This is a genomic window from Streptomyces chryseus, assembly GCF_014650755.1.
GTDB classification, from domain to species: Bacteria; Actinomycetota; Actinomycetes; order Streptomycetales; family Streptomycetaceae; genus Streptomyces; species Streptomyces chryseus.
Genome location: NZ_BMVO01000022.1, coordinates 81924 through 104880, shown reverse-complemented (window position 1 = coordinate 104880; position 22957 = coordinate 81924). Strand labels below are relative to the sequence as shown.

22 protein-coding genes are annotated in these 22957 nt (G+C 68.7%); 11 read left to right on the top strand and 11 right to left on the bottom strand.

From position 1 onward, the window contains the following. Positions 1-312 precede the first annotated feature (312 nt). Positions 313-480, bottom strand: coding sequence for a hypothetical protein (locus IE185_RS26080; protein ID WP_170198240.1), 168 nt, complete (start codon positions 478-480; stop codon positions 313-315). A 387-nt stretch (positions 481-867) separates the two neighbouring features. Between IE185_RS26080 and IE185_RS26075 the strand changes: the two genes are divergently transcribed. The 6 genes from IE185_RS26075 to haaN all read left to right on the top strand — a co-directional run bounded on the left by IE185_RS26075 (position 868) and on the right by haaN (position 8189). Further along, entirely contained in the window at positions 868-1242 is a 375-nt protein-coding gene (locus IE185_RS26075) for a DUF5958 family protein (protein ID WP_189716106.1), read from the top strand. Between the two features lie 84 nt (positions 1243-1326). Then, positions 1327-3096, top strand: a complete 1770-nt coding sequence (locus IE185_RS26070) for a hypothetical protein (protein WP_138893897.1) — start codon at positions 1327-1329, stop codon at positions 3094-3096. A gap of 248 nt (positions 3097-3344) precedes the next feature. Next, positions 3345-6101, top strand: coding sequence for a cyclophane-containing RiPP biosynthesis TPR protein HaaT (gene haaT, locus IE185_RS26065; RefSeq protein ID WP_189716105.1), 2757 nt, complete (start codon positions 3345-3347; stop codon positions 6099-6101). 139 nt (positions 6102-6240) lie between these two features. Then, the gene (haaA, locus tag IE185_RS26060; protein ID WP_134040030.1) at positions 6241-6444 is read left to right on the top strand and encodes a HaaA family cyclophane-containing RiPP peptide; all 204 of its coding nucleotides are present in this window, start codon (positions 6241-6243) and stop codon (positions 6442-6444) included. 13 nt (positions 6445-6457) lie between these two features. Next, positions 6458-7618 (top strand): FxsB family cyclophane-forming radical SAM/SPASM peptide maturase, encoded by a 1161-nt coding sequence (locus IE185_RS26055; RefSeq protein ID WP_138893896.1) that lies wholly within the window; start codon positions 6458-6460, stop codon positions 7616-7618. A 91-nt stretch (positions 7619-7709) separates the two neighbouring features. Next, entirely contained in the window at positions 7710-8189 is a 480-nt protein-coding gene (gene haaN, locus IE185_RS26050) for a cyclophane-containing RiPP N-acetyltransferase HaaN (RefSeq protein WP_138893895.1), read from the top strand. A gap of 473 nt (positions 8190-8662) precedes the next feature. Here haaN and fxlM read toward each other — a convergent pair whose 3' ends face one another. The 6 genes from fxlM to IE185_RS26020 all read right to left on the bottom strand — a co-directional run bounded on the left by fxlM (position 8663) and on the right by IE185_RS26020 (position 15250). After that, entirely contained in the window at positions 8663-9886 is a 1224-nt protein-coding gene (gene fxlM, locus IE185_RS26045) for a methyltransferase, FxLD system (protein ID WP_138893894.1), read from the bottom strand. Positions 9887-9973: 87 nt separating this feature from the next. Next, positions 9974-11149 carry a lanthionine synthetase C family protein gene (locus IE185_RS26040; RefSeq protein ID WP_229843698.1) on the bottom strand — a complete coding sequence of 392 codons (1176 nt, stop codon included), beginning with the start codon at positions 11147-11149 and terminating at the stop codon, positions 9974-9976. After that, complete coding sequence (locus tag IE185_RS26035; protein WP_138893892.1) at positions 11149-14199, bottom strand: lantibiotic dehydratase; 3051 nt, start codon at positions 14197-14199, stop codon at positions 11149-11151. The genes IE185_RS26040 and IE185_RS26035 overlap by 1 nt, the downstream gene beginning before the upstream one ends. Positions 14200-14277: 78 nt before the next feature. Next, entirely contained in the window at positions 14278-14481 is a 204-nt protein-coding gene (locus IE185_RS26030; RefSeq protein ID WP_189716104.1) for an FxLD family lanthipeptide, read from the bottom strand. A 185-nt stretch (positions 14482-14666) separates the two neighbouring features. Further along, positions 14667-14843, bottom strand: coding sequence for a hypothetical protein (locus IE185_RS26025; RefSeq protein WP_170198239.1), 177 nt, complete (start codon positions 14841-14843; stop codon positions 14667-14669). Continuing rightward, positions 14843-15250 (bottom strand): hypothetical protein, encoded by a 408-nt coding sequence (locus IE185_RS26020; protein ID WP_229843697.1) that lies wholly within the window; start codon positions 15248-15250, stop codon positions 14843-14845. The genes IE185_RS26025 and IE185_RS26020 overlap by 1 nt, the downstream gene beginning before the upstream one ends. A gap of 212 nt (positions 15251-15462) precedes the next feature. On the opposite strand from IE185_RS26020, the gene IE185_RS34045 reads away from it, so the two are divergent. After that, positions 15463-16008, top strand: a complete 546-nt coding sequence (locus tag IE185_RS34045) for an ATP-binding protein (protein ID WP_138893891.1) — start codon at positions 15463-15465, stop codon at positions 16006-16008. On the opposite strand, the gene IE185_RS26015 is transcribed toward IE185_RS34045, so the two are convergent. After that, entirely contained in the window at positions 15904-16608 is a 705-nt protein-coding gene (locus IE185_RS26015) for a 2'-5' RNA ligase family protein (protein WP_138893890.1), read from the bottom strand. The genes IE185_RS34045 and IE185_RS26015 overlap by 105 nt on opposite strands. 55 nt (positions 16609-16663) lie before the next feature. Further along, positions 16664-18004, bottom strand: coding sequence for a tetratricopeptide repeat protein (locus tag IE185_RS26010; RefSeq protein WP_138893889.1), 1341 nt, complete (start codon positions 18002-18004; stop codon positions 16664-16666). A gap of 221 nt (positions 18005-18225) precedes the next feature. Here IE185_RS26010 and IE185_RS26005 point away from each other — a divergent pair, with 221 nt between their 5' ends. Both IE185_RS26005 and IE185_RS26000 read left to right on the top strand, forming a co-directional pair. Continuing rightward, on the top strand, positions 18226-19107 hold the full coding sequence (locus IE185_RS26005; RefSeq protein WP_138893888.1) for a helix-turn-helix domain-containing protein: 882 nt from the start codon (positions 18226-18228) through the stop codon (positions 19105-19107). Then, positions 19104-19361, top strand: coding sequence for a DUF397 domain-containing protein (locus IE185_RS26000; protein ID WP_308432818.1), 258 nt, complete (start codon positions 19104-19106; stop codon positions 19359-19361). Before IE185_RS26005 ends, IE185_RS26000 begins: the two co-directional genes overlap by 4 nt. Positions 19362-19400: 39 nt before the next feature. On the opposite strand, the gene IE185_RS25995 is transcribed toward IE185_RS26000, so the two are convergent. After that, on the bottom strand, positions 19401-20249 hold the full coding sequence (locus IE185_RS25995) for a GIY-YIG nuclease family protein (protein WP_138893887.1): 849 nt from the start codon (positions 20247-20249) through the stop codon (positions 19401-19403). A gap of 135 nt (positions 20250-20384) precedes the next feature. On the opposite strand from IE185_RS25995, the gene IE185_RS25990 reads away from it, so the two are divergent. Together IE185_RS25990 and IE185_RS25985 are read left to right on the top strand one after the other, a co-directional pair. Further along, positions 20385-21734 carry a DNA cytosine methyltransferase gene (locus IE185_RS25990; protein ID WP_138893886.1) on the top strand — a complete coding sequence of 450 codons (1350 nt, stop codon included), beginning with the start codon at positions 20385-20387 and terminating at the stop codon, positions 21732-21734. Beyond that, positions 21731-22528 carry a very short patch repair endonuclease gene (locus tag IE185_RS25985; protein ID WP_229843696.1) on the top strand — a complete coding sequence of 266 codons (798 nt, stop codon included), beginning with the start codon at positions 21731-21733 and terminating at the stop codon, positions 22526-22528. The genes IE185_RS25990 and IE185_RS25985 overlap by 4 nt, the downstream gene beginning before the upstream one ends. On the opposite strand, the gene IE185_RS25980 is transcribed toward IE185_RS25985, so the two are convergent. Next, positions 22513-22701 (bottom strand): hypothetical protein, encoded by a 189-nt coding sequence (locus IE185_RS25980; protein WP_138893885.1) that lies wholly within the window; start codon positions 22699-22701, stop codon positions 22513-22515. The two genes, IE185_RS25985 and IE185_RS25980, sit on opposite strands and share 16 nt — an antisense overlap. Between the last annotated feature and the right edge of the window lie 256 nt (positions 22702-22957).

The following is a 22957-nucleotide window of genomic DNA, read 5'->3' as shown; positions in this document are numbered from 1 at the left end:
CGCATCCGCCTCCCGTGGTTTCACCACCCCGCTTGCAGTGCTGGTTGGTCAGTCAGGAGGGGGAGTCATGCTGCCCTTCCTGCTGCCCTGGCCCACCGCCCATGGGCTTCTTGGCCGCATCGCGGCCTTCCATGTTCGGGGTCCACCGCCACTTCAAGTGAGGGCGGCTCCACAAGGAGTACGCAGTCACTCTAGTGACCAGCCCTGACATCCTGATGCAGAAACGGAGAAAGCAAGGGGTCAGGCTTCACACGGCGATTGCGCTGGCCCGTGGACACAACTGGTAGGAGGGGAGAGACACTTGCATCTCGCCTACCTTCTGACGTTCGCCCCTTCCGCAGGGTGCGTCGTGGTCACGTAGTTCATCGCGGTCGTGGAGGACAGCCCGAACAGCTTCATGATCTGCACGGGGTCGCCGCTCTCGTGGGCTTCGTCCAGGATGCGGTCGACGCGTAGTTGGGTGGCGTGTGCGCCACCCAACTACCGCAGAAGGCGGTGCAGGTGGGCTTCGGTGATCGGCGGTTTGCGGTAGTCGGCCGCGGTCCGTTGGCTGGAGCAGAAGGTGGGGGTTCTGGGTCTGTGGCCACCGTTCGTGCCGCTCTCGCAGCCAGTCGCTGAGCACGCGGTGGGTCAGCTCGTCCATGAAGAGGTATCTGCGGGTGGCACTGCGCATGTCGATACGGGCGTTGGCCATGTCGACCTGAGCCAGTTGAAGCTGCCGGACTGTGGTCGGCGTCATCGCGTGGACGGCGATCAGCACGATGATCACGCGGGTGAGGTGGTTCTCGGCATGCTCAAAGATCCGGGACATGCTCACCCAGAGAAGCGGGCCGCACCCATCGCGACTCCGGCATGTGATCGCCAAGCTTGCGCAGGGACTGCGTCCGCTCGTACGGGGGCGAGTGGTTCGAGGGCCTTGCCGCTGACGAGCAGTTCGAGGTCCTGCGGGACCTGAGCGGGTTTTGCATCCAGGCCCGCGCGACGGTGAAGGACGGCCCCGAGGGCGTGCGGGCCGGCATCCGGCCGACGCATACTTCGGCGGTCCTGATCACACCCGGGCAGTTGCCCGCGCAGCTGACAAAGATCATCAATCTGCCGCGAAACGAGCGAGTGAAGAAATTTCGGCCGCTGGTAGCCCTGCTTGGAGGGACCGACAAGCGCCGCCGGGAGCGGTCTTGCGCCGTCGGGTGCACCATGCCTGGCACCATCCAGTCCGGAATCAACCCGTCGGATTCGGGCTGAACCGCAGGGCGTTGAGCCGTAGACTTCGGCAGTCAACGCCGACGAGGTCCGGCCGTTGCGCGCGCCCGCGGGGGAGGAGATCGCATGCAGGACCCTTCGGACTCGAAGGAGATCGCCGAGCCTGAGGAGAACGGCCGGAGCAATACCGCCGATTCACCTGTTGTGGACGATCCGACGTCCAACTCGGACATCGACTCGACGACGGTGTCGACGGTCCTGGTGGAGGTGCTCCCAGGGGTGGCTGTCGTCGCCGGTGAGGTCCCGCCGGAGCTGAAGCCCGATCTGATCGACTTCGGGATCGTGCCGGCTGCCGACCGCAAGCAGATCTCAGCGATCCTCGCCTCGATCGGGAACGCGGCGACCGTGGTCGGCAATCTCGGAAACGCGTTCGCCGGCGTGCAGGGGCTCTACAGGATCGACGCCACGACACAGGCCCTGCTGAACAGCGGCGCGACGCTCGCCGTCAAGGACGGCGGGAACCTCGGAGCGGTGATGGTTCCTGGCCGCTTCCTGCGTCAGGCCCGCTTCTACTCCGTGAATGCGGTGGGCAAGGCGCAGACCGCAGCCTCGATCGGGCCTGCGCTGGCCATGGTCGGCCTTCAGATGATGTTGAGTGAGGTCTCGGGCCTCGTCAGGACCAACCTCGCGGTGACAAGTCAGGTCCTCACCGCCATCCGCAAGGATCAGTGGGCTGAACTGACGGGGCTCGTCGCCGCCATCGATCGCGCGGTCGACCAGGCGCGAGAGATCGAATCGGTCCCGACGTCCTTGTGGGAGGACGTCGCGGGCAGTGGAGCGCTGCTGCAGAAGCAGCTTGAGCTCTACCAGGGGAACGCTCGCGACCACGTCAGGCAGATCGGTCGGGCCGACGCACGCAGCCACCGTGAATATCTGCAGACGAACGCCGAGGCGATCGCCTTCGACGCCTACGCCCTCCTGTCCTCCCTCAAGGCATGGACCGGGTATCACGCGCTCCGCGCCGCAAGGGCGAGAGCCGCTGGACGCGAAGACGCCGCCGAGGCGCAGTACGCCGAGGTCATCGCGCGCGACACCCGCGCGGAGTTCGACTCCGCTCTCGCCGAGTCGACGAGCCTCGTCGACGCGCTGACGCGGGAGCTGCGGATCACCGCCGAACTCCCCGGCCCCGACACATGGCCGCTACCGGGGAAGCGGAAGGACGTGAAGGCAGCCCGCGAAACCTCCGCCCGTCTTCTGGAAACGATCGAGCCTCTTGCCGACGCTCTCCGTCCGCTGGCCCCTCCGCTTGAGGCTCCGGGCGTCGTCTGCGCACCCGAATCGCTGGATCCCGAGCCGTACCTTCGTATCCTGCGATGGCTCCTCGAGGACGGTGAGACCCTACGTGTCCTCGGCTTCCCCGACCAGGTCGATGCCCTCGGCCCCATTTCTGCGATCGTCGGCGGAGCGAAGGAGAGGTTGGCGGTAGCAAGGGACAAGGCTGCGGCAAAGACACTGGTCGCCGTCACGGATCGCCGCATCATGACGGCCAAGACGAACGCATTCCTTGAGCAAGCCGAGATCCGGCAAGACATCCCTACTGACCAAGTGCGATACGTCCGAGCAACGACCACACAGGACAAAAGCGCGCGCTTGGCGATCGACCTCATCACGCGCGACGAGAACATCCGGTGGCTCTTTCACGCTGACATGGACAACACTCAAGTGGGCGCGCTCGCCGCCGTGCTTGCCGAGTCGATGACGATCCCGGACGTTGAACGCGATGAGCTGCAACGGCGACGCTACGCCCCCATCGAGGCGGGCAAGAAGAGCGAGAGTGCTGGCACGAGGTCTACCGAACCGGCTGAACCCGAGGCCACGACCTGCGATGCCGAGTAGGCCCCGAGCCGATTGACCAGTTCGTGGCTGGGGCCGGTAGGGAAGCGGTCACCGCGCCTTGCGGAAGCTGGTGCACGCCGTGGCTCAGACGCGCCCTTGACCAAGGTCTACGAGGATTGTTCCGTTAGGGAAGTTGGGGCGTTCTACTCGGGGGTTGCCTTCGTGACCAGGTCGGTTGGCAGTGCGTGGTGTCTCATCAGCGGCACCAGGCAGGAATCGGCCGTTCCCTCGGCTGCCGGGGCCTCCGTATGAGACTCCGGCGCGGGATCGCGATCGCCGTCGTCGCCGGAGGCGGCGCTGTGACCACCATGCTGGTCGGGCTCGTCACGAACGCCGTGTCCGATGAGTCGCGGTGGCCCGGCTGGCTGGGGTGGTTACAGGAGCACGCCTGGTTCTCGTTCGTCGCGTTGGGGGCGGCGATGGCGGGGCTGACGGCCCTGCTCGCCGGGCTCTCCGAGACGCGGCCGCCCACCCCTCCGGGACGACCGGAGGATGGAGCGGGGCCACCGGGGGCCGCCCAGGTGCTGCGTTCGTTGCCGCGCGACACCGCCGCGTTCACCGACCGGGCCGCGGAGCTGGAGCGGCTGGTGGGCTCGGTTCGGGCTTCACAGGAGCGTGGCGAGGGGCTGCCCGTTCACGTGATCGACGGCATGCCCGGCGTCGGGAAGACCACCTTCGCCGTGCACGCCGGCCACCTGCTCTCGGAGCGGTTCCCCGACGGACAGCTCTTCGTGAACCTCAACGGGCACACGCCGGGGCGTACTCCGGTACAGGCCGGCGAGGCGCTCGCCTCGCTTCTCGCGGCTGCCGGCGTGCCGACGCAGCAGATTCCCGTCGGTGACGACGTCGGAGCCGTCACGGAGGCTCGGGCCGCCATGTGGCGGAGCAGGCTGGCGGACAAGAAGGCACTGCTGATTCTCGACAACGCGGCCAGCTACCGGCAACTGGAGCCGCTGCTCCCCGGTGGGAGCGGGTGCCTGGTGTTGGTGACCAGCCGCAAGCGACTGGTGGCGAACGAGGAGGTGGTCATGTCGGTGGACGCGCTGCCGCCGGATCACGCTGTCGAGCTCTTCGTGCGGCTCAGTGGTCGGCCGGCCGACGCTCTCGGCCGGGATGTGGTGGAGGAGCTCGTGCGGCTGTGCGGGTGTCTGCCGCTGGGGGTATCGCTTCTCGCGGCACGGCTACGGCACCATCCGTCCTGGACCGCCGAGGACCTGCGCGGGCGGCTGGTGGCGGCGCGGGACCGGTTGGGGGAGCTGCACGCCGGAGAACGAGCCGTCGCCGCGACGTTCGATCTCTCCTACCGGGATCTCGCGCCGGAGAGGCAGCGCTTCTTCCGACACCTCGGCTTCTTCCCGGGCACCGATCTCGACCCGCACGTCGGTGCGGCTCTTGGTGAGGTCTCGGTCGTGGTGGCCCGTCGGCATCTTGAGGCGCTCTACGACGACCACCTGATCGATGAGCAACCAGGGAGTCGCTACCGGCTGCACGATCTCTTGCGCGACTACGCTCGCGGTCTCGCCGCCGAGGGAGAGGGCATGGACCACGTACAGGCCGTCCGGCGTGTGTGCACCTACTACCTGGCCGCTCTCGCCGTCGCTAACGGGCACATCGTGCGCAGCGGAGCCGCGGTGCCACCGGCGCCGGACGACACCTCGCGGGTGGAGACCCCGGCCTTGGAGTCGCGGGCGGATGCCCTGAGCTGGCTGGAGACAGAGCGGGCCAACGTCCTGGCCTGTGTCCGGCGAGCGAACGGCCTCGACCTGTACGACCTCGTGGTCCGGCTCGCCGCGGCCATGGCGCCCTTCCTGCGCCAGGCCGGCCCTTGGGACCAGGCCGTCGGACTCCACCGGACCGCCGCCGAAGCCGCCCGTCATACCGGCGACCAGCGGGCGCGGGGCGATGCTCTCGCCGAGCTGGGTGTCGTACGCCGCTTCATGGCCGCCTACCCACAGGCGATCGAGGCCCTGAACGACGCCGTCATGGTGTACGAAGCGGTCGCCGACCGGCGCGGCAAGGCGGACGCACTCAACCAGCTCGGCATCGTCTGGTACCTGACCGCGGACAACGAGGACGCGGCCCGCGCCCAGACCGAGGCCCTCGCCCTCTACCGTGAGCTGGGGGACCGGCTCGGACAGGCGAACGCGCTCGCGGATCTCGGCATGACACACCGGCAGATGAGCCGGTTCGACGCGGCGGTAGAGGCGCAGAGCGAGGCCCTGGCGATCTACCGAGAACTCGGTGACCGGTACGGGGAGGCGAACTCCCTGCGGGACCTGGGTGTCGCGCACTGCCTCATGGGCGCGTACGACCTGGCCGCGCGGCGTCACCAGGAAGCGTTCGACACCTACCTGGAGCTGGATGACCGGGTACACCAGGCTTACGCGCTGAACGAATTGGGCGTCGTCCGACGGCTGACCGGGGACATCGAGGGAGCGCGGACGGCACACAACCAGGCCATGACGCACTTCACCGAGCTCGGTGAACGGTTCGGCCGCGCGACCAGCGTCCGCCACCTTGGCGTCGTGGAGCGTGTGACCGGGGATGCGACACAGGCGATCCGGCTTCTGGAGGAGGCCCTGGACGCCTACCGCGAGCTCGGCAGCCGCGGGGGTGAGGCCGCCTCGCTGAGCGAGCTGGGCGTGGCACGCGGCATCGTCGGTGAGCGAGACGGTGCGATCGAGGCGTTCCAACGCGGTTTGGAGATTCTGCGGGACCTGGGCGACCGGTGCGGCGAGGCAGAGGTACTGAACCACTGGGGGACGCTGCTGTTCACCTCCGATGAACCGCCGGCCGCCCGTCGGCACTTCGATCAGGCGCTCATGCTCGCGCGGGACATCCGCTGCCCGCTGGAGGAGGCGCGGGCGCTGGAGGGCATCGGCCGCTGCGACTGGACGATTGACTGGCCTGGTCACGGCGTGGACTCGCTGCGAGCCGCCGTGACCGTGTACCGGCGGTTAGGACTGAGCGCGTCCGTGGACGACATCGAACGGTTGCTGGTGTAGCGGTCCGGCTGACGCCGACCAGGTGGCCGAATTTCCTGTCCCAGAAGGGTGGTTGAGGATGCTACGTTTCCGGCTGATCTGTCGCTTCAGCCCCGTCGCACCGTGCCGCCTCCGGCACGTACCTCACGAGGAGCGTTGAATGCCGTCACCCACGTCCGTCACCGAGCCACGCACCATCACGCCCGTCGGCCCGGCATCCGCGGAGCCGATGGTGGCCGGCACCGCCGTCCTGGACCGCGTGGCCGCCCGCGTCCGGCAGCGGCTGGAGGCCGAGGAGGGCGCGACGAGCCGGGTCGGTGACGGTGCCCACGCGGCCTCGCTCATCTGGCCCTGGCCGCTGTAAGCACATCCGCTCGATGACAGAACCCGAAGGCCCCGCTCCTTTCCAGACGTTCATCCTCAAGGTCGCCAACCGCTGCAACATCGACTGCGACTACTGCTTCGTCTTCAACTCCAAGGACCAGGCGGCGCGGCGCCTGCCCGCCCGAATGGACCTCGCTGTGGCCCAGGCTGCGGCACGGCGGATCGGTGAACACGCCTCCGCACACCGCCTTCGAACCATCCACGTCGTACTGCACGGCGGGGAGCCGCTTCTCGTCGGCATCGGGCACATGGCCGGTCTGCTGGAGGCCGTCCGGGACGCCGCGCCGGCCGGGACCCAGGTCCTCTTCGAGCTCCAGACCAACGGGACTCTTCTGTCCGGTGCCTGGCTGGACCTCTTCGAACGGTACGAGGTTGCGGTCGGCGTCAGCCTCGACGGGCCGCCGATTGCCAATGACCGGCACCGGCTGACGCACGCCGGGCGGTCGAGCGCCGCCTCCGCCGTGCGCGGCATCGAACTCCTGCGGTCGCGGCCACACCTGTTCGCGGGGCTGCTCGCCGTCGTGGACCTGGCCAACGACCCCGTGGAGGTCCACGACTACCTGGCGGCGTTCGAACCGCCGGTGATCGACTTCGGCCTGCCGCACGCGACCCACGACGACCCGCCGCACCGCTCCGATCCGAGCGTGCCCGAGTACGGGCTGTGGATGAGCAGAGTGTACGACGCCTGGCTCGACCGGCCCGAGTACCGGCACAGCGTCCGGATGCTGGAGGACATCGTGGCCCTCAGCTCTGGCGTGCGCGGCTCGGTAGAGACGCTCGGCCTGGCCCCGCCGACAAGCGTCGTGATCGAGTCCGACGGCTCCATCGAAGCAGTGGACACCCTGCGGTCGGTCGAGGAGGGTGCCACCTGGCTCGGGCTCGACGTCCTCCGCCACTCCTTCGACGAGGCTCTGTCCCATCCAAAGCTGCTGCACCGGCAACACGGCAAGGAAGCGCTCGCCGAGCAGTGCCGCGCCTGCCCAGTTGTGGACGTGTGCGGCGGTGGCTACCTCCCACACCGCTTCAGCGAAGCCCAGGGCTACCGGAATCCGTCTGTCTACAGCGCGGACCTGGGGTACCTCATCCGACACGTCCAGGGCTCCCTGCGGCAGCACGGCTGGGACCCCTACGCGCAGGCCGCCTCGTCGCCGTAGACGCGTGTGCCGTACCGCCACGGGGGATCACGCGTTGGAACGAACGAGTGCAGCAGTGACCGAAGCTACCGAGGAATGACAGGAGGCGCCGATGAGCCTGACGATCCGCCCTGCGGAGAAGCGGGACGTCCCGGCCATGGCCGAGCTGATCGAGGAGATCGAGCGGTTCTACGGTGCGACCGACACCGACATCCAGCCACTGGAGGAACGCCGAACCCAGGTCGAAGAGGCGCTGTTCGGCTCGCCGCCGCTGGCCTCCGCGCTGCTCGTCGAGGACGAGACCGGGGACATCGTCGGACTCGCCGCCTACTCATTCCTCTGGCCGGCTGCTGGCTCCTCACACTCTCTGTTCCTCAAGGAGCTGTACGTCCGCAACACGCTCCGACGGCAGGGCACCGGTGCCCGCCTCATGGACGAACTCCGTGCCATCGCCGCAGGGCGCCCCGGGTGCAGCCGCGTGGAATGGATGACCGACAGTGACAACCCGGGGGCACGGGCCTTCTATAAGTCACTTGGGTTCGCCGAGTTCGATGGGAAAATCGTCTACCGGGTCGACTCCGGCACGGCGTGAGGGTGGTACGAGGCCAGTGGAAGTGGAGCGCTGCGACGAGTGCGGCGGCAAGATCGTCATCGGGCTCGGATGCGAGTGTCCGCCGGGCTCGTCCGCGTCGGCGTCGGCGACCCTGCGTTCGGTGAGTACGTTCGTGAGGACGGAGTGGCGTGCTCACCCCGAGGACACAATCCTGATCTCCCCGGCCCAGTGCGCGCACAGGCCGGGATGGTGCGACCACATGACCGAGGACGACGTACAGCCGCCGCGCTGGGGGTGGATCCCGAATCCTCCGCCCGGGCTCTGGGAGCGGTTGAGCAGTGCTTCTCCGGCGACCGCCACCGCGGGCAATCCGAGACGGCGGGCTGTGCGACGGTGCACCACCTGTGAGGCGAACCTCGCGCAGGGCTGACCACCGTTCTGCGACATCGCTCTGTTCTCGCTTCGGTGGGCGCGGCCTCACCCGTCAACGGCCACGCCCGCCTGCGTCAAGATCAGTAGCTGATGACGAGCCGCACAGAGGGCCGGTCGATCACGGCTCCGTCGGCCAGGTCACTGTCCGGTGTGTCCGCGGGGTAGGCCGTGACTACAGGTTCGGCGACCCGGGCCGGGCCCCAGGCGCGGATCTGCGCGCAGATCCGCTCGGCGAGATCGGCGCCGGCCGGGCCATAGCCGACGGCTCCCAGCCGGAACCGGGGTTCTGTCTCGGGGTCTTCGGCGGTCCGCTCCAGGGTGAGGTACGCGATGGAGTCCCCCTCGACGAGGGCCGGGCTCAGGGCGGGTGAGGCGGGGCGGTGGAGACCGGCCTCCATCGCTGCGGGCTTCGCGGTGATGCGGCAGGTCGCTCGCTCGGTGGCGCTCAGCCGTAGCCAGACGCCGTCGAACGACTCGACGGGGCCGACCGTCGCATCGGTCCAGACGACCGACTTCGGTCGGGTGAGCGCGTCGCGAAGGAGTTCCGGGGCGATGGACTGGTCCTCGTCCCAGTAGAGCCTGACGAGCCGGTCGTCGTCGATGTAATCGTTCCGCTCTCCGTCCTGGCCGATCACCGGGAGGAAGCCGCACATCTTGACGGAGTCGGACCGCATCCGCCCCTCCTCGCGTTGGAAGGCCACGGCCCTGGAGAGCCCGCGCCACCGCAATGGGACCACGAGGCGTCCGCCGACGGTGAGCTGGTCCCACCAGGCACCGGGGAGGTCCCACATGCCGACCGTGGCGATCATTCGGTCGTAAGGGCTGAACTCCTGGGCGCCGAGGGCGCCGTCCCTCGTGACCACGCGAACGTCTTCGTATCCGTTGGCGTCCAGCGTCCGGCGGGCGTAGGCGGTCACGTCGGGGGCGATGTCGCATGTGGTGACCTGTCCGGACTTCCCGGTGAGGTGCTTGAGAAGGGCGGCGTTGTAGCCGGTGCCGGCCCCGATCTCGAAGACGTCGTCGCCTTCGCGGACGGCGAGCTGGACCAGCATGAAGTGCACGACGTCGGGCTGGGAGGCGCAACTCAGCGGGAGTGCGTCCTTGTCGGGGTTCTCCTTGATCGTCACGCTCTTGTTGGCGTACGCCTCCTCGATGGGCGCGTCGGGGAGGAAGGCGTGGCGGGGTACGGTCCGCATGGCGGTCTCGACGCGTCCGTCGCGGAGGCCGGAAAGGTCCACTTTCAGGATGGCGTCGACCAGGCGGTTGCGCAGGTCCTCGGGGGAGGCGCCAGTGGTGGTGTTCATCGCGTCCTTTCGGAAAGTGCCCGGCTGTGCGTACGGCAGCGGTAGATCGTTCTCATTTGTCCTGGTGTGCGGATGCAGTTCGCGGCGTCACCCTGTCAGGAGCAGGCAGCGGTCCCAGGGGGCGGTGATCGCTGTGTTGACGGGGTCGGTGAGACGGACCAAGTGGATACCTGCCGTGCCGTCCATCAGGCCGGCGCCGTCCGGCAGTCCGTGGTGGTCCAGGTGCTTGTTGAGCCGGACGTTCAGGCGGCGTAGATGCGACGCGAGTTCGTCGTCGAGGGCGTCGGCGGCGGCACGGGAGACGGTCTGTATGAGCCCCGCCCAGCCGTGGCAGAGGGATGCGTCGGTGAGCTGGGCGAGCTGCTGGTCGTCGGCCAGACATCCGGCCAGGGCCTGCTCGGCTTGCCGTTGCCGGTCACGGTCGCCGAGGGCGATGCCGGCGAGTTGCTGGGCGCGGGCGACGCCGGGGGTGCCGTAGCACCAGGACGGGCGTCTCGGTCCTGGACGCTGGAGCTCGCCGCGTCGGTGTTCGGCCCGGGTGATCAGGTCCGGCCACCAGGCGTGCGAGCCGGTGCCGTTGCGCCACCGGTCGAGCCAGTTGCAGATCCGGGTGATGGCTTGCGTCTGTCCGGGCACCGTGTGGCCGTGTCGCAGTGCCGTGGCCAGCAGCGCCAGCGGTCCGGCGATGCCGTGGGCGAGGCCGAAGTTGCCGTGTCCGCCGGGCCATCGCGGCGTCGGTCGCAGATCGGGGCTGTCTCCTGTCCACCAGCCGGGCAGACGTTGCGCTTCGATGGTGATCGGTTCCGTCAGCCGCGCCAGGTAGACGAGGACCTCCCGAAGTTCCGTCTTGTGGCCGCGGTGCAGGTGGTAAACGCCTAGCCCGGTCAGTCCGCTGATGAGGTCGTACTCGCCCAGGGTGGGCAACGCGCCGTGATCGATGCGGGCGTGTGCCCGCTGGAGTCGTTGGCGTGTGACGTCGGCGAGATGTGTGTCCAGGGTCGCCAGGGCGCGAGTGGAGGTGTTCGTGTGCGTGAAGCTGAGGACGTACGCGACGGCCGGGGCGCCCTCGTACAGACCGCATGCCTCGGGGGCGGCCTGGATAGGGCCCTTGAGCATGGCAGCGGCCCATGGCCGGAGCGCGTCCCTGTCGTCTTCGCCGGTGTGGGCCCTGACGGCGTGCAGCAAGGCGACTCCCGCCGCGCCGGAGTACAGCGACTGGCCCCAGCCGGGCCCGGTGGGTGTGGGCGGCGCGCCGTAGTTCATCAGCGGCTCTCCCCCGGCCAGGCGGCCCATGCGACGGCGGACTGACGGGCAAGGCGGCGGCAGATCCTCTCGTCCTCCCGGTCCAGGCCACGCAGGCGGTTGTGGTGCATGTGCAGCAAGGATTCCAGGACGGAGTCGAGGTCCATGCTCTCGGCGAGGCCCTCGCGATACAGCGCCAGGGCCACGGCGCGACGGTGCCACGCTTGGGCGAGCGCTTCGCCCCAGCCCCGGGCATGAGGCGTAGTGCGGCGAACGAGTTCGATGGCCTGGTCGCTGACGCCTCGCTCGACGCGAGCCGGAGGCGCGGGCCGGTTCGCCAGCCACCGCATGCCCTCGTCGGGGCCGAGCAAGCCGCAGACGATGTCCACCATGCCGACCGCGGCCAGCGCGCGTCCGCCGACGCCGTCGACTCCGGGGCCCTGCAGGGCGGCGAGGGCGTAGGCCGAGTCGGCCGTGAATACCGCCTCGACACAGCGCAGGGCGGCGCCTGGGCCGTAACGGCCGATCTCGGGGGTGTACGTGTCGAACACGAGCCTGCTGCTGAGCCCCTCGCGACGCAGCCCTGTGGCCCATCCAGCGACGAGCTCAGTGCAGGCGGCGTACTGTCCGGGGCTGCGGGTGCGGATGCGCAAGCGGAGGTGGTCGAGGTCGTTCGGGGTGCGGTAGCGGACGAACCACCACTCGGGTGTACCTGGGAGTTGGGGCACGAGCCGCGCGAGGTGAGTGCCGATCAGCTCCTCGAACTGTTCGGGGTGGCTGTAGATCTTGGCGTTCAGCCAGGGTGCCTGCACCGCCCCCGGTACGGGTCCGAGGGTCCCGTTGGTGAGCACGGGGAGGAAGCCGGAGAGCGGGTCGGGTATCGGTCGGCGGGTGCTGGTCATCGGCAGGGCGATCTCGTGGACGTGGCCGCCGATCCAGCCGTAGGTCTCCTCGGCCGGCGCCTCCGTCAGCACGGCATGGCCTTCCCGGTCCAGGTGGGCACGCAGGACGGTGGCGTGTGCGGGCACGTCGAGTTGGAGCCGACGTGTCCGGTCGTCCTCCCGCAGCTCGACGGCACCGTGGCAGTGCCACCGCTTCCGCCACCGGCCGAGGGCGTCGGTCCCCTCCCGCATGTCCGCGCCGCGGCTTGGAAGGTCGTCGGCGGTCAGGTTCCAGCGACTGGGAGAGAGGATCACGCGCCCGTAGCGGACGGGCGGCAGGAACGGCAGCCGTGCGCCGTGCGGCCCCCAGTCGAAGCTGGTCCAGGCAGGGTCGAAGGAGCGGGTCAGGTGCGCCAGGAACCTGGCCAGGGGCGGGGGTTGCTTGTCCAGGGCCATGGCGTGGAAGACCTGCGGGTCCACCAAGCGACGGCGGGAGATGCTGACCAGGTACAGCCGGGTGTGCGTGGCCGTGACCGCGAGGTCGTCGACGTCGATGACCGTCGGCGCGGTGTCGTCGGGGCTGCGGTGCTCGCCCAACGGGATCACGTGTGGAAGATAAGCGGGGATGCGGGCGACGTTCTCTGTGTGCGGGTACAGCGGCGGGAAGGAGAGCTGCGCGGTCAGCGCGTTCTCGACGCCCGTGGGGACTTGGCGGTAGACCTCGTCGAGTCCCGTGCCGGTGGCGACCGGAGTGAACCGGGAGGTGAGCGTGCCCGCGGCGCGTGCCGGTGTCACCGTGACCATGAAGTCCCCGCGCTCCAGGGCGGACAAGCTGTCGGCGTGCAGGCGCGCGCACATCTCCACGTGGGGCGGTGCCTCCTGCCCGGTCGGCGCCTCGCCGGCCAGGCGGTCGATCAGGTCGTCGGTGAGAACGATCTCCCTGCTGCCATCAGCCAGTGCCTGCCAGGCCAGGGCCAGCAGCCGCTCGTCCCGCTCGGAGACTGTCGGGGGCGGTGCGGTCATGCGGCTGCCGGGGTACTCGGCTGGATAGCCGAGCCCGGACGCCGGGTCGACGACCTCCTTCACCGGCACGAGCGTGCCGGTGCCATACCGCTCCCAGAACGCGACCTGGTACTCCTTCCACACGCCCTGGCCCGCCGGTCGGCGCGTGAGCCGCAGTAGAGCATCGGCAGCCCTCTCCATCTCCTGCGCGACGCTCTCGGGGATCCGTACCTCGGCATCCAGCCGCAGGTCGACGGCCAAGGGACTTCGACCCGCGTTGGAAAGCCGACGCAGTCGACCCGTGAGTTCCTCCCGAGCCAGTCCTTGCGCGCTCGCAGGGTGCCGGTTGTGCTCGTGTACGGCGCGTTGAACCGCTTCCAGCTCGTGCAAAACCTCCGCGACCTGCGGCACCGTGCCCGCGTCCGCGCCGTGCAGCCGGTCAATCAGGTGGGACAGCGGATCGGTGTCGGTCATCGGCGCGCGCAAACTGGTGATCAGAAATTTCTCGCGCACCAGCGCGCCGAGCAGTGTGCGGATGTTCTGCGGCTCGGTTCGGGGGAAGGAGGCGGCCAACTGCTCGGAGAGGGCGGCGAAGCGGACCGGCCGACGTGCCAGGCCCTCGATCACGCGTACCGCACTGGTGCGCCGAACGGTGGCCCCCATCGGTCCGCCGTGCGGGACATGCAGCCGCCCGCCGCGGCGCGCCGCCAGGTTGTTCAGGACGACATCCAGGCGCTCCAGCAGGATCGGGCACGCCTCCAGGCGACCGATGACGTCGTCCAGCCACTCGGTATCCACCCGCGCCACGGCCCGGTGTGCGTCGCCCCACCTCACGTGTGGCGTCGAACCCACGCTGGCCGCCGTGACTCCCGCGAAGAGGCCGAACGGGGTCGGTCGCCCGGTGGCCCGCAACAAGTAGCGGACGGTGGCCATGGCGGCGCGCCGGACCTGCTTGGAGCGTGCCGGCTGCCCGGCGCAAATCGCGTCGACCCGCGTGGCGAGATCGCCGCTCGCCTGCCGCACGGCGTCGGCGAACCGCGCATCGGCCCACACCTGCCTCAGCCACCTGCCGCACGCCTCCGTGTCGGACGGATCAGGCCACCATCCCGGCAGACCCGTCAGCGGCATCGCGGCGGCCCGCAGCAGCGCCGCGCCCGTGTGCTGGTAGAGCTTTCCGTCGCTTCCCATCCAATGCCTCCGCCGTCAGTGCTGTGAACGAGCGGGGTCGGGGGCGGCAGCGCCCCCGACCCCGTGCACGAGCCGCCGTCAGACGGCGCTGGCGCAGGACGAGGCACAGAACGGCGCACACCCGTCACCGGTGCCACACGCCTTGGGGAGCAGGTCGGCGCCGATCTCCGTGACGATGGTCAGGTCGACGTCGAACGGGTCGGCGGGCGCCTCGGGGACGGCCGTCGCAGCGGACGCCCCGATGGTGGCCGTCATGATCGGGCTGAGCATGGTTGCGGTCATCGCACTTCCTCTTCTGTCGGAAGGTTCCGAACGGTTCGTCGTGCCGCCCGGCCTGCGTATGGATTGCCGCAGGGCCGGGTTTCTGCGTTCGCACCTTGGGTGCGGCCCCTCTCCGGTTGACCGGATTCCGTGGGAGACATGGATTCGGAGCATGCGGAGAGGGGGGTCGAGGACACGGGCCGGGGCTACCGGAACTGGCCCGCGTAGAGCGTGGTCAACGTTGTGCCGGTCACCAGGACGGGCAGGAACAGCACCTGGAAGGTGCCGAAGCCGAACCGACCGACGTACGTCGCCGGATGCCGCAGCACCCATCCGACCTGGCCGAGCAGCTGCCGGAGAACCCCCTGACGCTTGGTGGTCATCACGCCCCCGACCGCCGTAAGGCCGTGGATCCGGCGGCGTCGACGACCGCCCACGGCGTCGTGATCAGCGCCCCGGTCCGAGCCTGCCAGGCAGCGAGGTTCGCCCTGTCCTCCTCCAGATGCCCCAGCATCACGAGCAGAGGGGTGACGATCCCGGCCGCCTTCCCCTGCTCGACCGCGGCCAAAGCGTTGTGCCAGCCCTCGCACAGGGCGCGGCTCTCGAACGGTGCCGCCCGGTCGACGTACGTCTCGACCGCCTCCCAGCCGGCATCGGCCACGTACCGCCGTGCGCTGGCCACGCTGTGGTCGGCGGCCTCACCGAGTGACGCGGGCAGACAGGCGTACAACACCAGGCGCGTGCCCGGGGGCACCTCGTGTGGTGCGGTCTGCCTCGCACTGCCGCTCATTCCGCGTTACCTCCAGCCAGGTGAGCCGAGACGCCAAGGGTCCGGCGCCTCGACGAAGAGCCTCGTCGGGGGCAGTCGGCGGCGGTACGCCGTCAGCACGCCGTTCGTCCGCCGTCCGGCGTTGCGCGAGGAGGCGGAGCCGCGGCGTACCGCCGCGGCTCAGGCGTAGCGAGGCTGATCGGTCCAATGCCAAGCGGAAACGAGAAGCGGCGATGGACGCGGTGGACGAAGAGCGCCCCTGCAGGCGGACGCCAGTACGGCGTCATTGGGTGAAGCTGGCCGATTGCACCGAGCCTTCGGGCCTCGCGCGCAGACACGTACGAGAGTTCCTCGATGGACGTGCCGCGCCGGAGCGGGTCGACGACGCCATTCTGATCGCCTCGGAGCTCGTGGGCAACGCGCTCAGGCACACAGCCGGCGGACCGGACTGCATGTGTGTGGAGGTCTACCGGGACGTGGCGGTACTGCGCGTCCATGACGCGGGACGGGATGTCTCCAGGGTCCGGGCACGCTCTGCGGAGGAGTCGGTGAATGAGTTGACGGGCAGTGGTCTCGGACTGCTGCTCGTCAGCGAGTTGGCCTCCGCGTGGTCCGTCCGGCCGACCGCGATCGGCAAGGAAGTGGTCGTAATTCTCGCCCTGGACGCCAGGGGGCTACCCGAGCGCGACGTTCCTCCGCACATCCCAGCGGTACGTCCGCCCCTCACGGCGGAGCTCCACCAACTGGACGGCGGACACAAAGAGTTCGACAGCCGGTAGAGCGCGAAGCCCTGAGACCGTCTCCACAACGGGCGCGGCGGGGCGCCGACGGTTGTTGTACGCGAGGCTCAAGTGCGGCCGGAAAGCGGACGTCGGCTTCTTCGGAGCCAGACCGACGCTGCTCCCCGCCTTGGCCAGCGCGTGGTGCAGCCGGAGCAGGGGTTCCCAGGGGCCGAGGGACAGGCGGACGGCGCCGCGGGAGCCGGCCAGCGGCATGGCGCGTACGGAGAACGCGGAGGGCAGCAGCGCCTCGGCGTCCCGCGCCAGGCTGTCCAGCTGGCCGGGGGTGACGACGCCCGGCGTTCCGACTCGGGCGAGGGTGATGTGCAGGCCGTCCGTCGGCACCGGGTCGAGGCCGAGGGGCGCCAGCTCCTCCTGGCAGTGCCGGGCGAGAGTCGCGAGCCGCTGATCATCCGGGAAGGTCAGCATCCAGTAGTACGCCCGGCTGCCGTCCGACCAGCCGGGGCGGGCCCAGTGGTCGGTCATCTCGCCGAGTGCGCTGAACGCCGCCCAGTCGTAGGCCGCGGTGACCGCCGGATCGTGCGTGTCGGCGGGGGGCTCGGCGGGGAACGCGGCGGGATCGGCGCTGAGCAGGGGCACCCGACGTACTCCTTCGGCTTCACACTGCCCCGGAGCGCGACGACACCCTCAGCGCCTACGACGCAGATGACGCCATGGCCAGGGCCGCTGGCTGCGAGCTCCAGGTCCGGAACTCGTCGCCATAATCGCGTACCGCCGGGTGATCACGCCATGGCCCGGCCTGCTCATGCAGGTCACGGGAGCGTTGGTAGACGGAGCTGATCGGTGTCTCTCCGCACAACTGCAGGGCCTCACGGCCCAGTGCCATCGCCTGGTCGATGTCGGGCGTGCACTGCTGGAGCAGCGCGGTGGCGACGTCGAGGCGTACGAGCGAACGGCTCCAGGAGGAGGTCGAGTGCTCCACCAGGTCGTCGATGTGCTCGGCGTTGCGCAGTACCTGGGTCGTGTTGACCAGCGCAACGTGTGACGTGACGGCGTTGGCCAGCGTCCTGGCCCGTCCGTACGGCTCGAAGGAGATGCAGGAGGTCAGCCCGACGGGTACCTCGTGGAGGTCGGAGAGGCGGAGTGCCTGTCCGATGGTCTGCTCGACGGCACGCCGGTCGCCGGTCTTGCCGAGGGCCCTGGCCCGTCCGTTGGCGAGCAGGCGGATGCACTGGGCGTGGCGTGGGGCTCGCTCGACGGCCGCGGCGGCGCAGGCGTCCGCCTCGTCGTATCGGCCGGCGTAATAGAGGCTGAAGGAGAGGGTGCCGCACGCCCAGAGGTCGGTGTCCAGGTCGCCGATCTCGCGGCTGAGATCCCGGGCTTCGGTGCAGTACGCCTCCGAGAGCGCGAAGTCGCCCGTGTTCACCGCCATGTAGCCGAGCAGGCCGGAGGCGCGGGCGGCGACGCGGAAGAGATCCCGGCGCGTACGTGGGGGCTGGCGGCCGTTGAGGAGGGTGTGGGCGAGCTGCCGCACCTGGCGGGCCTGGGGACGGAGGGCGTACGGCCCGTCCTGTTCGTACCGGCTGGCGATGCCCTCCAGGGAGGAATCGAGGAAAGCGAGCGTCGCGTCGTCGGTGTTGCTGCCCGTGAGCTGCCGGGTCTGGGCGACGATGTCCAGTGGGTTCTCGTCGTCCTCGCGTGGCGGAGGGGCACTCGTCACCTGCCGGCGCGTGCTCGGCCCCTCGTCGCGGTCGTGCGCGGAGTCGCCGTCGTATGCCGTGGAGAACAGCTCGGACACGGGTCTGCCCAGCATGTGCTCCAGAACTCGGCAGGCGTCAGGACGGGGCAGAGTCAACAACTCCCCGCCGTACCAGCGGTCGAACTGACGTGGAGAGACCTGGAGGGACGCCAGGCGGGGGTCTCGGTCGAGCTCTGCCAGCCGGGCGGCGGCCCGCTCGTACTGGGCGGCGAAAGCCTCGTGCGTCGTCAGGTGCCGTTGCTGGAGCAGCTGCCGAAGCAGCGTTGTCCGTGGCATGGCCCACCCTCCTGGTGCGGCGTGCAGGACCGACGCGAAGGCGCGTGCCGGTAGCGAGGTCGTGGCCTGCTCGCCCATCGGTCGGCTGCGGCGCACGCCCGTACGAACGCGCGCCGTGACTCCTGACAGCATGCCGACGCAACCACCAACTAGGCAATATGTCTGGTGAAGTTGACCCGTATGGGTTGTAGAGGTGTCGCCGGTACGGAGAGACTTCCGGCATGGCCTTGAAGAGAAGCCTGGTCCCGCAGTCGGTGTACCGGCGACAGCTCGCGGCACGGCTGAAGGAACTGCGTGACGCGACCGGGCTCACCCTCACCGAGGTCGCCGACCAACTAGAGGTCAACCAGGGGTCGCTGAGCCGGATCGAGAACGGCGAACGCGGTACGACGCCGGTCCTCGTCCGGGCTCTGCTGGACCTATACGGCGTCAAGGACGAGGCCCGGCGCGCCGACGTGCTCGATCTCGTACGGGCGGACAAGGAACAGCAGAAGCCCTGGTGGCGGAAGTACTCGACAGTGCTCACCCCGACCCGCTACGACGGATACCTCGCGCTGGAGGCCGGCGCGACGCACCTTGCCAGCTACCAGCCGATGCTCGTGCCGGGGCTGCTCCAGACCGAGGACTACGCGCGTGCCGTGATCTCCCAGATGAGGAAGGACCTGTCCCCGCCGCAGGTCGAGTCCCTGGTCAGGGTCCGCATGGAGCGGCAGAACAGCCGCTTGGATGGTGAGGTCCCCGCCAGACTCTGGGCGATCCTCGACGAAGCCGTGCTGAGCAGGACGGTCGGCTCCGTTGACGTGATGCGTGACCAGATGCGGAAGCTGGTGGAGGCGAGCGAGCGTTCGAATGTCACCCTGCAGTTGCTGCCGTTCTCGCTCGGAGCGCATCCCGGGCTGTACGGCCCGTTCGTCATTCTGACCTTCCCGCCCCCCACGCGGGACCTGGTGTGGCTGGAGAATCCCAAGAACTCCGTGTATCTCGAGTCCCCAGAGGATGTGGAGAACTACACGGACGTCTTCGACCAGTTGAGGAGCACCGCCTTCGACCCGTCGGAGACCCACACCCACATCGCACGCATCAGCAAGGAGCTCGAAGAGTGAGCACGCCCAGCATCGCCGCCACGCACGACATCACGGCAGCTCCACACGACGTCGATCTCACGCACGCGCGGTGGCGGAAGAGCTCGTACAGCGGGGGTGCAAACGACTGCGTGGAAGTCGCGGAATTGGGCGAACACGCCGCAGTGCGCGACTCCAAGGACATCGGCCGCCGGCCGCTGCTTTTCTCGAAGGCGGCGATGCGTGCGCTGGTGAGCGGGATCGCCCGCAGGGCGATCGGTGAGCATAGGAGCTGAGCAAAAGGACAAGACTTCGCGGAATTTCCGCAGGCGCGTTCAGGATCCGGTCGGGGTGGACGAGCCGTCGTCTCCCGTCCCCTCGTCTTCGGTAGCGAAGCGTGGAACTCCGTGGACTACCTCTCCACCCCGGTAATACCGCGAGGCGCTCGCGTACTCGGTGGGGTTGTCCTCATACATGACGACGTAGCCCCCAAGCGCTGTGATCTGCCAACCGCCAGAAGCCGCAGCCGAAACGCTCTTGAAGAGATCATCGGTTGAGAGCTCTACATCCGTGATGACGAGCTTGGTGCTCTCCAAGTCTCCTGACTTCGCGTACCGGATGTTGTACGGAAGCGTCGTCTTGAGCGACTTCAACAGGTCGAGCAGGTTTGTCTCGCCTGCCACGAGGCCCTCGACCGGTCGGTCGAGATCGATCGGGTACAAGGCGTCGAAGTGGGTGGGTTTGAGAGCGGTGTGGTCCCGCTGCCGACCCGGATCCCTATTGCCGAAGCCGTTGTTGTTCCACGGGATCTCGCCCAGGTCCTTGTGGTAATTGATGAGCAACTGCTCTGGCGCCAGGGCCGAGAAGTCCTCCGCCACGTAGAGACAGGAGAAGGTCATGTCGTTCGGCGTGATCCCACGTCGGCCCGAGATCTTCTTGAGGTGCTGCCGAAGTCGCATCGGCAGGGACTTCTCGGCCTTCCCCACGTAGACGAAATCGTCGTGCAGGTAGAGCTGGTAGACACCGGGGCGCTGCAGCAGCTGGTTGATGCTCACGTCGCTCAAGGGGGCCCTGGTCAGCTTGGCCAGATCCGCCGCGAGCTGATCGCCGAGTGCCTTCGTGATGCTGAGGGTGAAGCCCCGGTGGAATGTCGACTCCTCCGGGCCCTCCGCTGTCGCCGTCATGGCCCCCGTCGCTCTCTTCGTGGGTTCTGCCGCTGTGGAGCGTACGACATCACACGATTCTCACCGGCACATGGGTCACAATCGGCACTACTCCGCGGTATGGTTCTGGCTGCACTGAACTGCTAGGAGTGGAAAATGCAACGGACGTCGGTAGAGCTCTTCGCGGGCGGCGGCGGGCTGGTCCAAGCCAGCACGAACACCGGCTTCCGGCACCTGCTGCTGAACGAGTTCGCGAAGAGGGCGTGCGAGACGCTTGAGGGCAATCGCTTCGAGGCGTTTCCGGCGGACGTCGATTCCGATGTGCTGGCCAAGTGGCTGGACCAGATCGATGAGCAACGCGCGGAGGGCTTCGAAGCCGCAGGCGCCGTTGAGCGGCCCCTGTACCCTCCCCTGGTCACCGGCGACGTCCGAGGGTTGGACATGCGCTTCCTCAGGGATCGAGATGTTGACCTTCTGGCCGGCGGGCCACCATGCCAGCCGTTCAGCCTTGGTGGAGTCGCGAAGGGCGACGAGGACGAGCGGAACATGTTCCCGGAGATGTTCCGGGCGGTTCGTGAGATCCGTCCCAAGGCGGTCATCTGTGAGAACGTCCGCGGGCTCCTTCGTCCGTCCTTCAATCCCTACTTCGAGTACATCAAGCGCGAGCTGTCCCTGCCGTACGTGAAGCGCCGAAAGGGCGCCACGTGGCAGAAGCACGACCACGCGCTGCGGGAGCGGCTCGACGCGAAGGACACCGATCCGGCGGAGACCTACGAAGTCACGCAACACGACGTGAACGCCGCCGACTACGGGGTGCCGCAGATCCGCAACCGCGTGATCCTCCTGGCGTTCCGCGCCGACCTGGGCGTGAACCCGGATCTGGTCAAGCGCGCTGTCGCGCGTACCCACTCCCATGCGGCCCTCGCGCGGACGATCCTCGATGGCTCCTACTGGGACCGCCACAAGCAGGCGGGCGCCAAGATTCCGAAGCGCGTCATCGATCTGGTGACCTCGCGCTACGCGAATGAGCAGCTGTCGTTCGAGAGCGGGGATGAGGAGCTCCAGCCATGGCTCACCCTTCGAGACGCGGTAATGGGGCTCCCCGAGATCAACACCGGCATGTTGGACAAGACGACGGAACAGGGCGGATTCCCCGACCACATCGGGTGGCCCGGAGCCAGGATCTACGACGGGCACACGCCCAACGAACTTGACCGGCCGGCCAAGACCGTCAAGGCCGGGGTGCATGGTGTGCCCGGTGGCGAGTCGGTCATGCAGCTCGACAACTTGGTGCGTGACGAGAAGACCGGTCAGTTGCGCCCCGAGCACCGGTACATGACCGTGCGCGAGACTGCCCGGGTCATGACATTCGGCGATGGCTGGAGCATGGCGGGCCCGCGTGGTGAACGCATGAGGCAGCTGGGCAACGCGGTTCCCGTGAAGCTGGGCGAGGTGTTCACCAGCGCCGTCGCGAAAGCCCTCGACGACGCGGAACGGCGCTCGTGAACGACGCCGCCGAATCCCGGCAAATGGGCTGGAGGGACAAGCCGCCGCCCGAAAGGGCCTGGCGGGGACGGCAGGGACGGACCAGGAAGGCGATCGTCGCCGAACAGGATCGTGCCGCGGGTGGTCGGGAGGGCCGCTATGTCAAGCGTAAAGACGGCGACTACGCACTGGCCTCGATCACGCTGAAATTGTTGCCCAGGACTCGTCGGATCAGGGCCTATCTCCGCTGGTCGGAGGACGGGCGTTCGCCTGCCCTGTATGTCGGGGAAGTGGACCACCTGACGCGTGCGGCGAATCTCGAACAGGCTTGGCGGATCGCCAAGGACCGGGGCTTGGTTGGAGAGCGTCCTCTCCCGGAAGGGTCGTGGGCGTCGTCCCCTGCCACGCGGTCAACGATGCGCGGGAACCGAGGCCGCGACACGGCACCGGAACTCCGTATCCGCTCACTGCTGCACCGCGAGGGTCTGCGCTACCGAGTATCGGCGCGGCCGCTTCCCGGGGTGCGGCGAACCGCCGACCTCGTCTTCACCCGCGCCCGTGTCGCCGTCTTCGTGGACGGGTGCTTCTGGCACGGGTGCCCCGATCACTGCCGCCCAGCACGCACGAACAGTGACTTCTGGCGCGCCAAGATCGACGGAAACCGGGCCAGGGACGCCCAGACCGACCAGTTCTTGGCGGAGGCGGGATGGCGCGCCATCAGAATTTGGGAGCACGAAGATCCCGTACAAGCGGCGGGCCGGATCGCCGCGGTCGTTCGCGACTTTGCGGCACGGGATGATCACAACGTTCCGTGATTCAGGAGATCGTCGATGGCGTCGGAGGCCCGGCGCAGGACGATACGCCCGTCGCCGTCGCTGAACGCGAGCAGGTCGTCCCCAACGTTGACGCCGGCCTCGGCCAACAGCCCCAACGGTAGTTCGACGCGCCCATCGGGCTCTACGGATACCTCGGCGGGTTCACGGATCACGGGAGGAGTCTCCCAAGGACCGCCGGCGTCTGCCACCGACGCTGCGGATCGTCGGGGGACCTTGCGATCGCGACGGTTGGCGGCTGGATCCCGCAACGTGCCGTAGACCCCTCAAGTGGATGGAGTGGCAGGGAACTTACCGTCGATTGTCAGTGGCGCCCTCTACCCTCTTCATCACGCGTACGGCTCTACCCGAGCCGCGCGCCGAAACGCTGCCCGCGGCAGGGCTTCCTTCGGCGTGCCCACGCGAGACGAG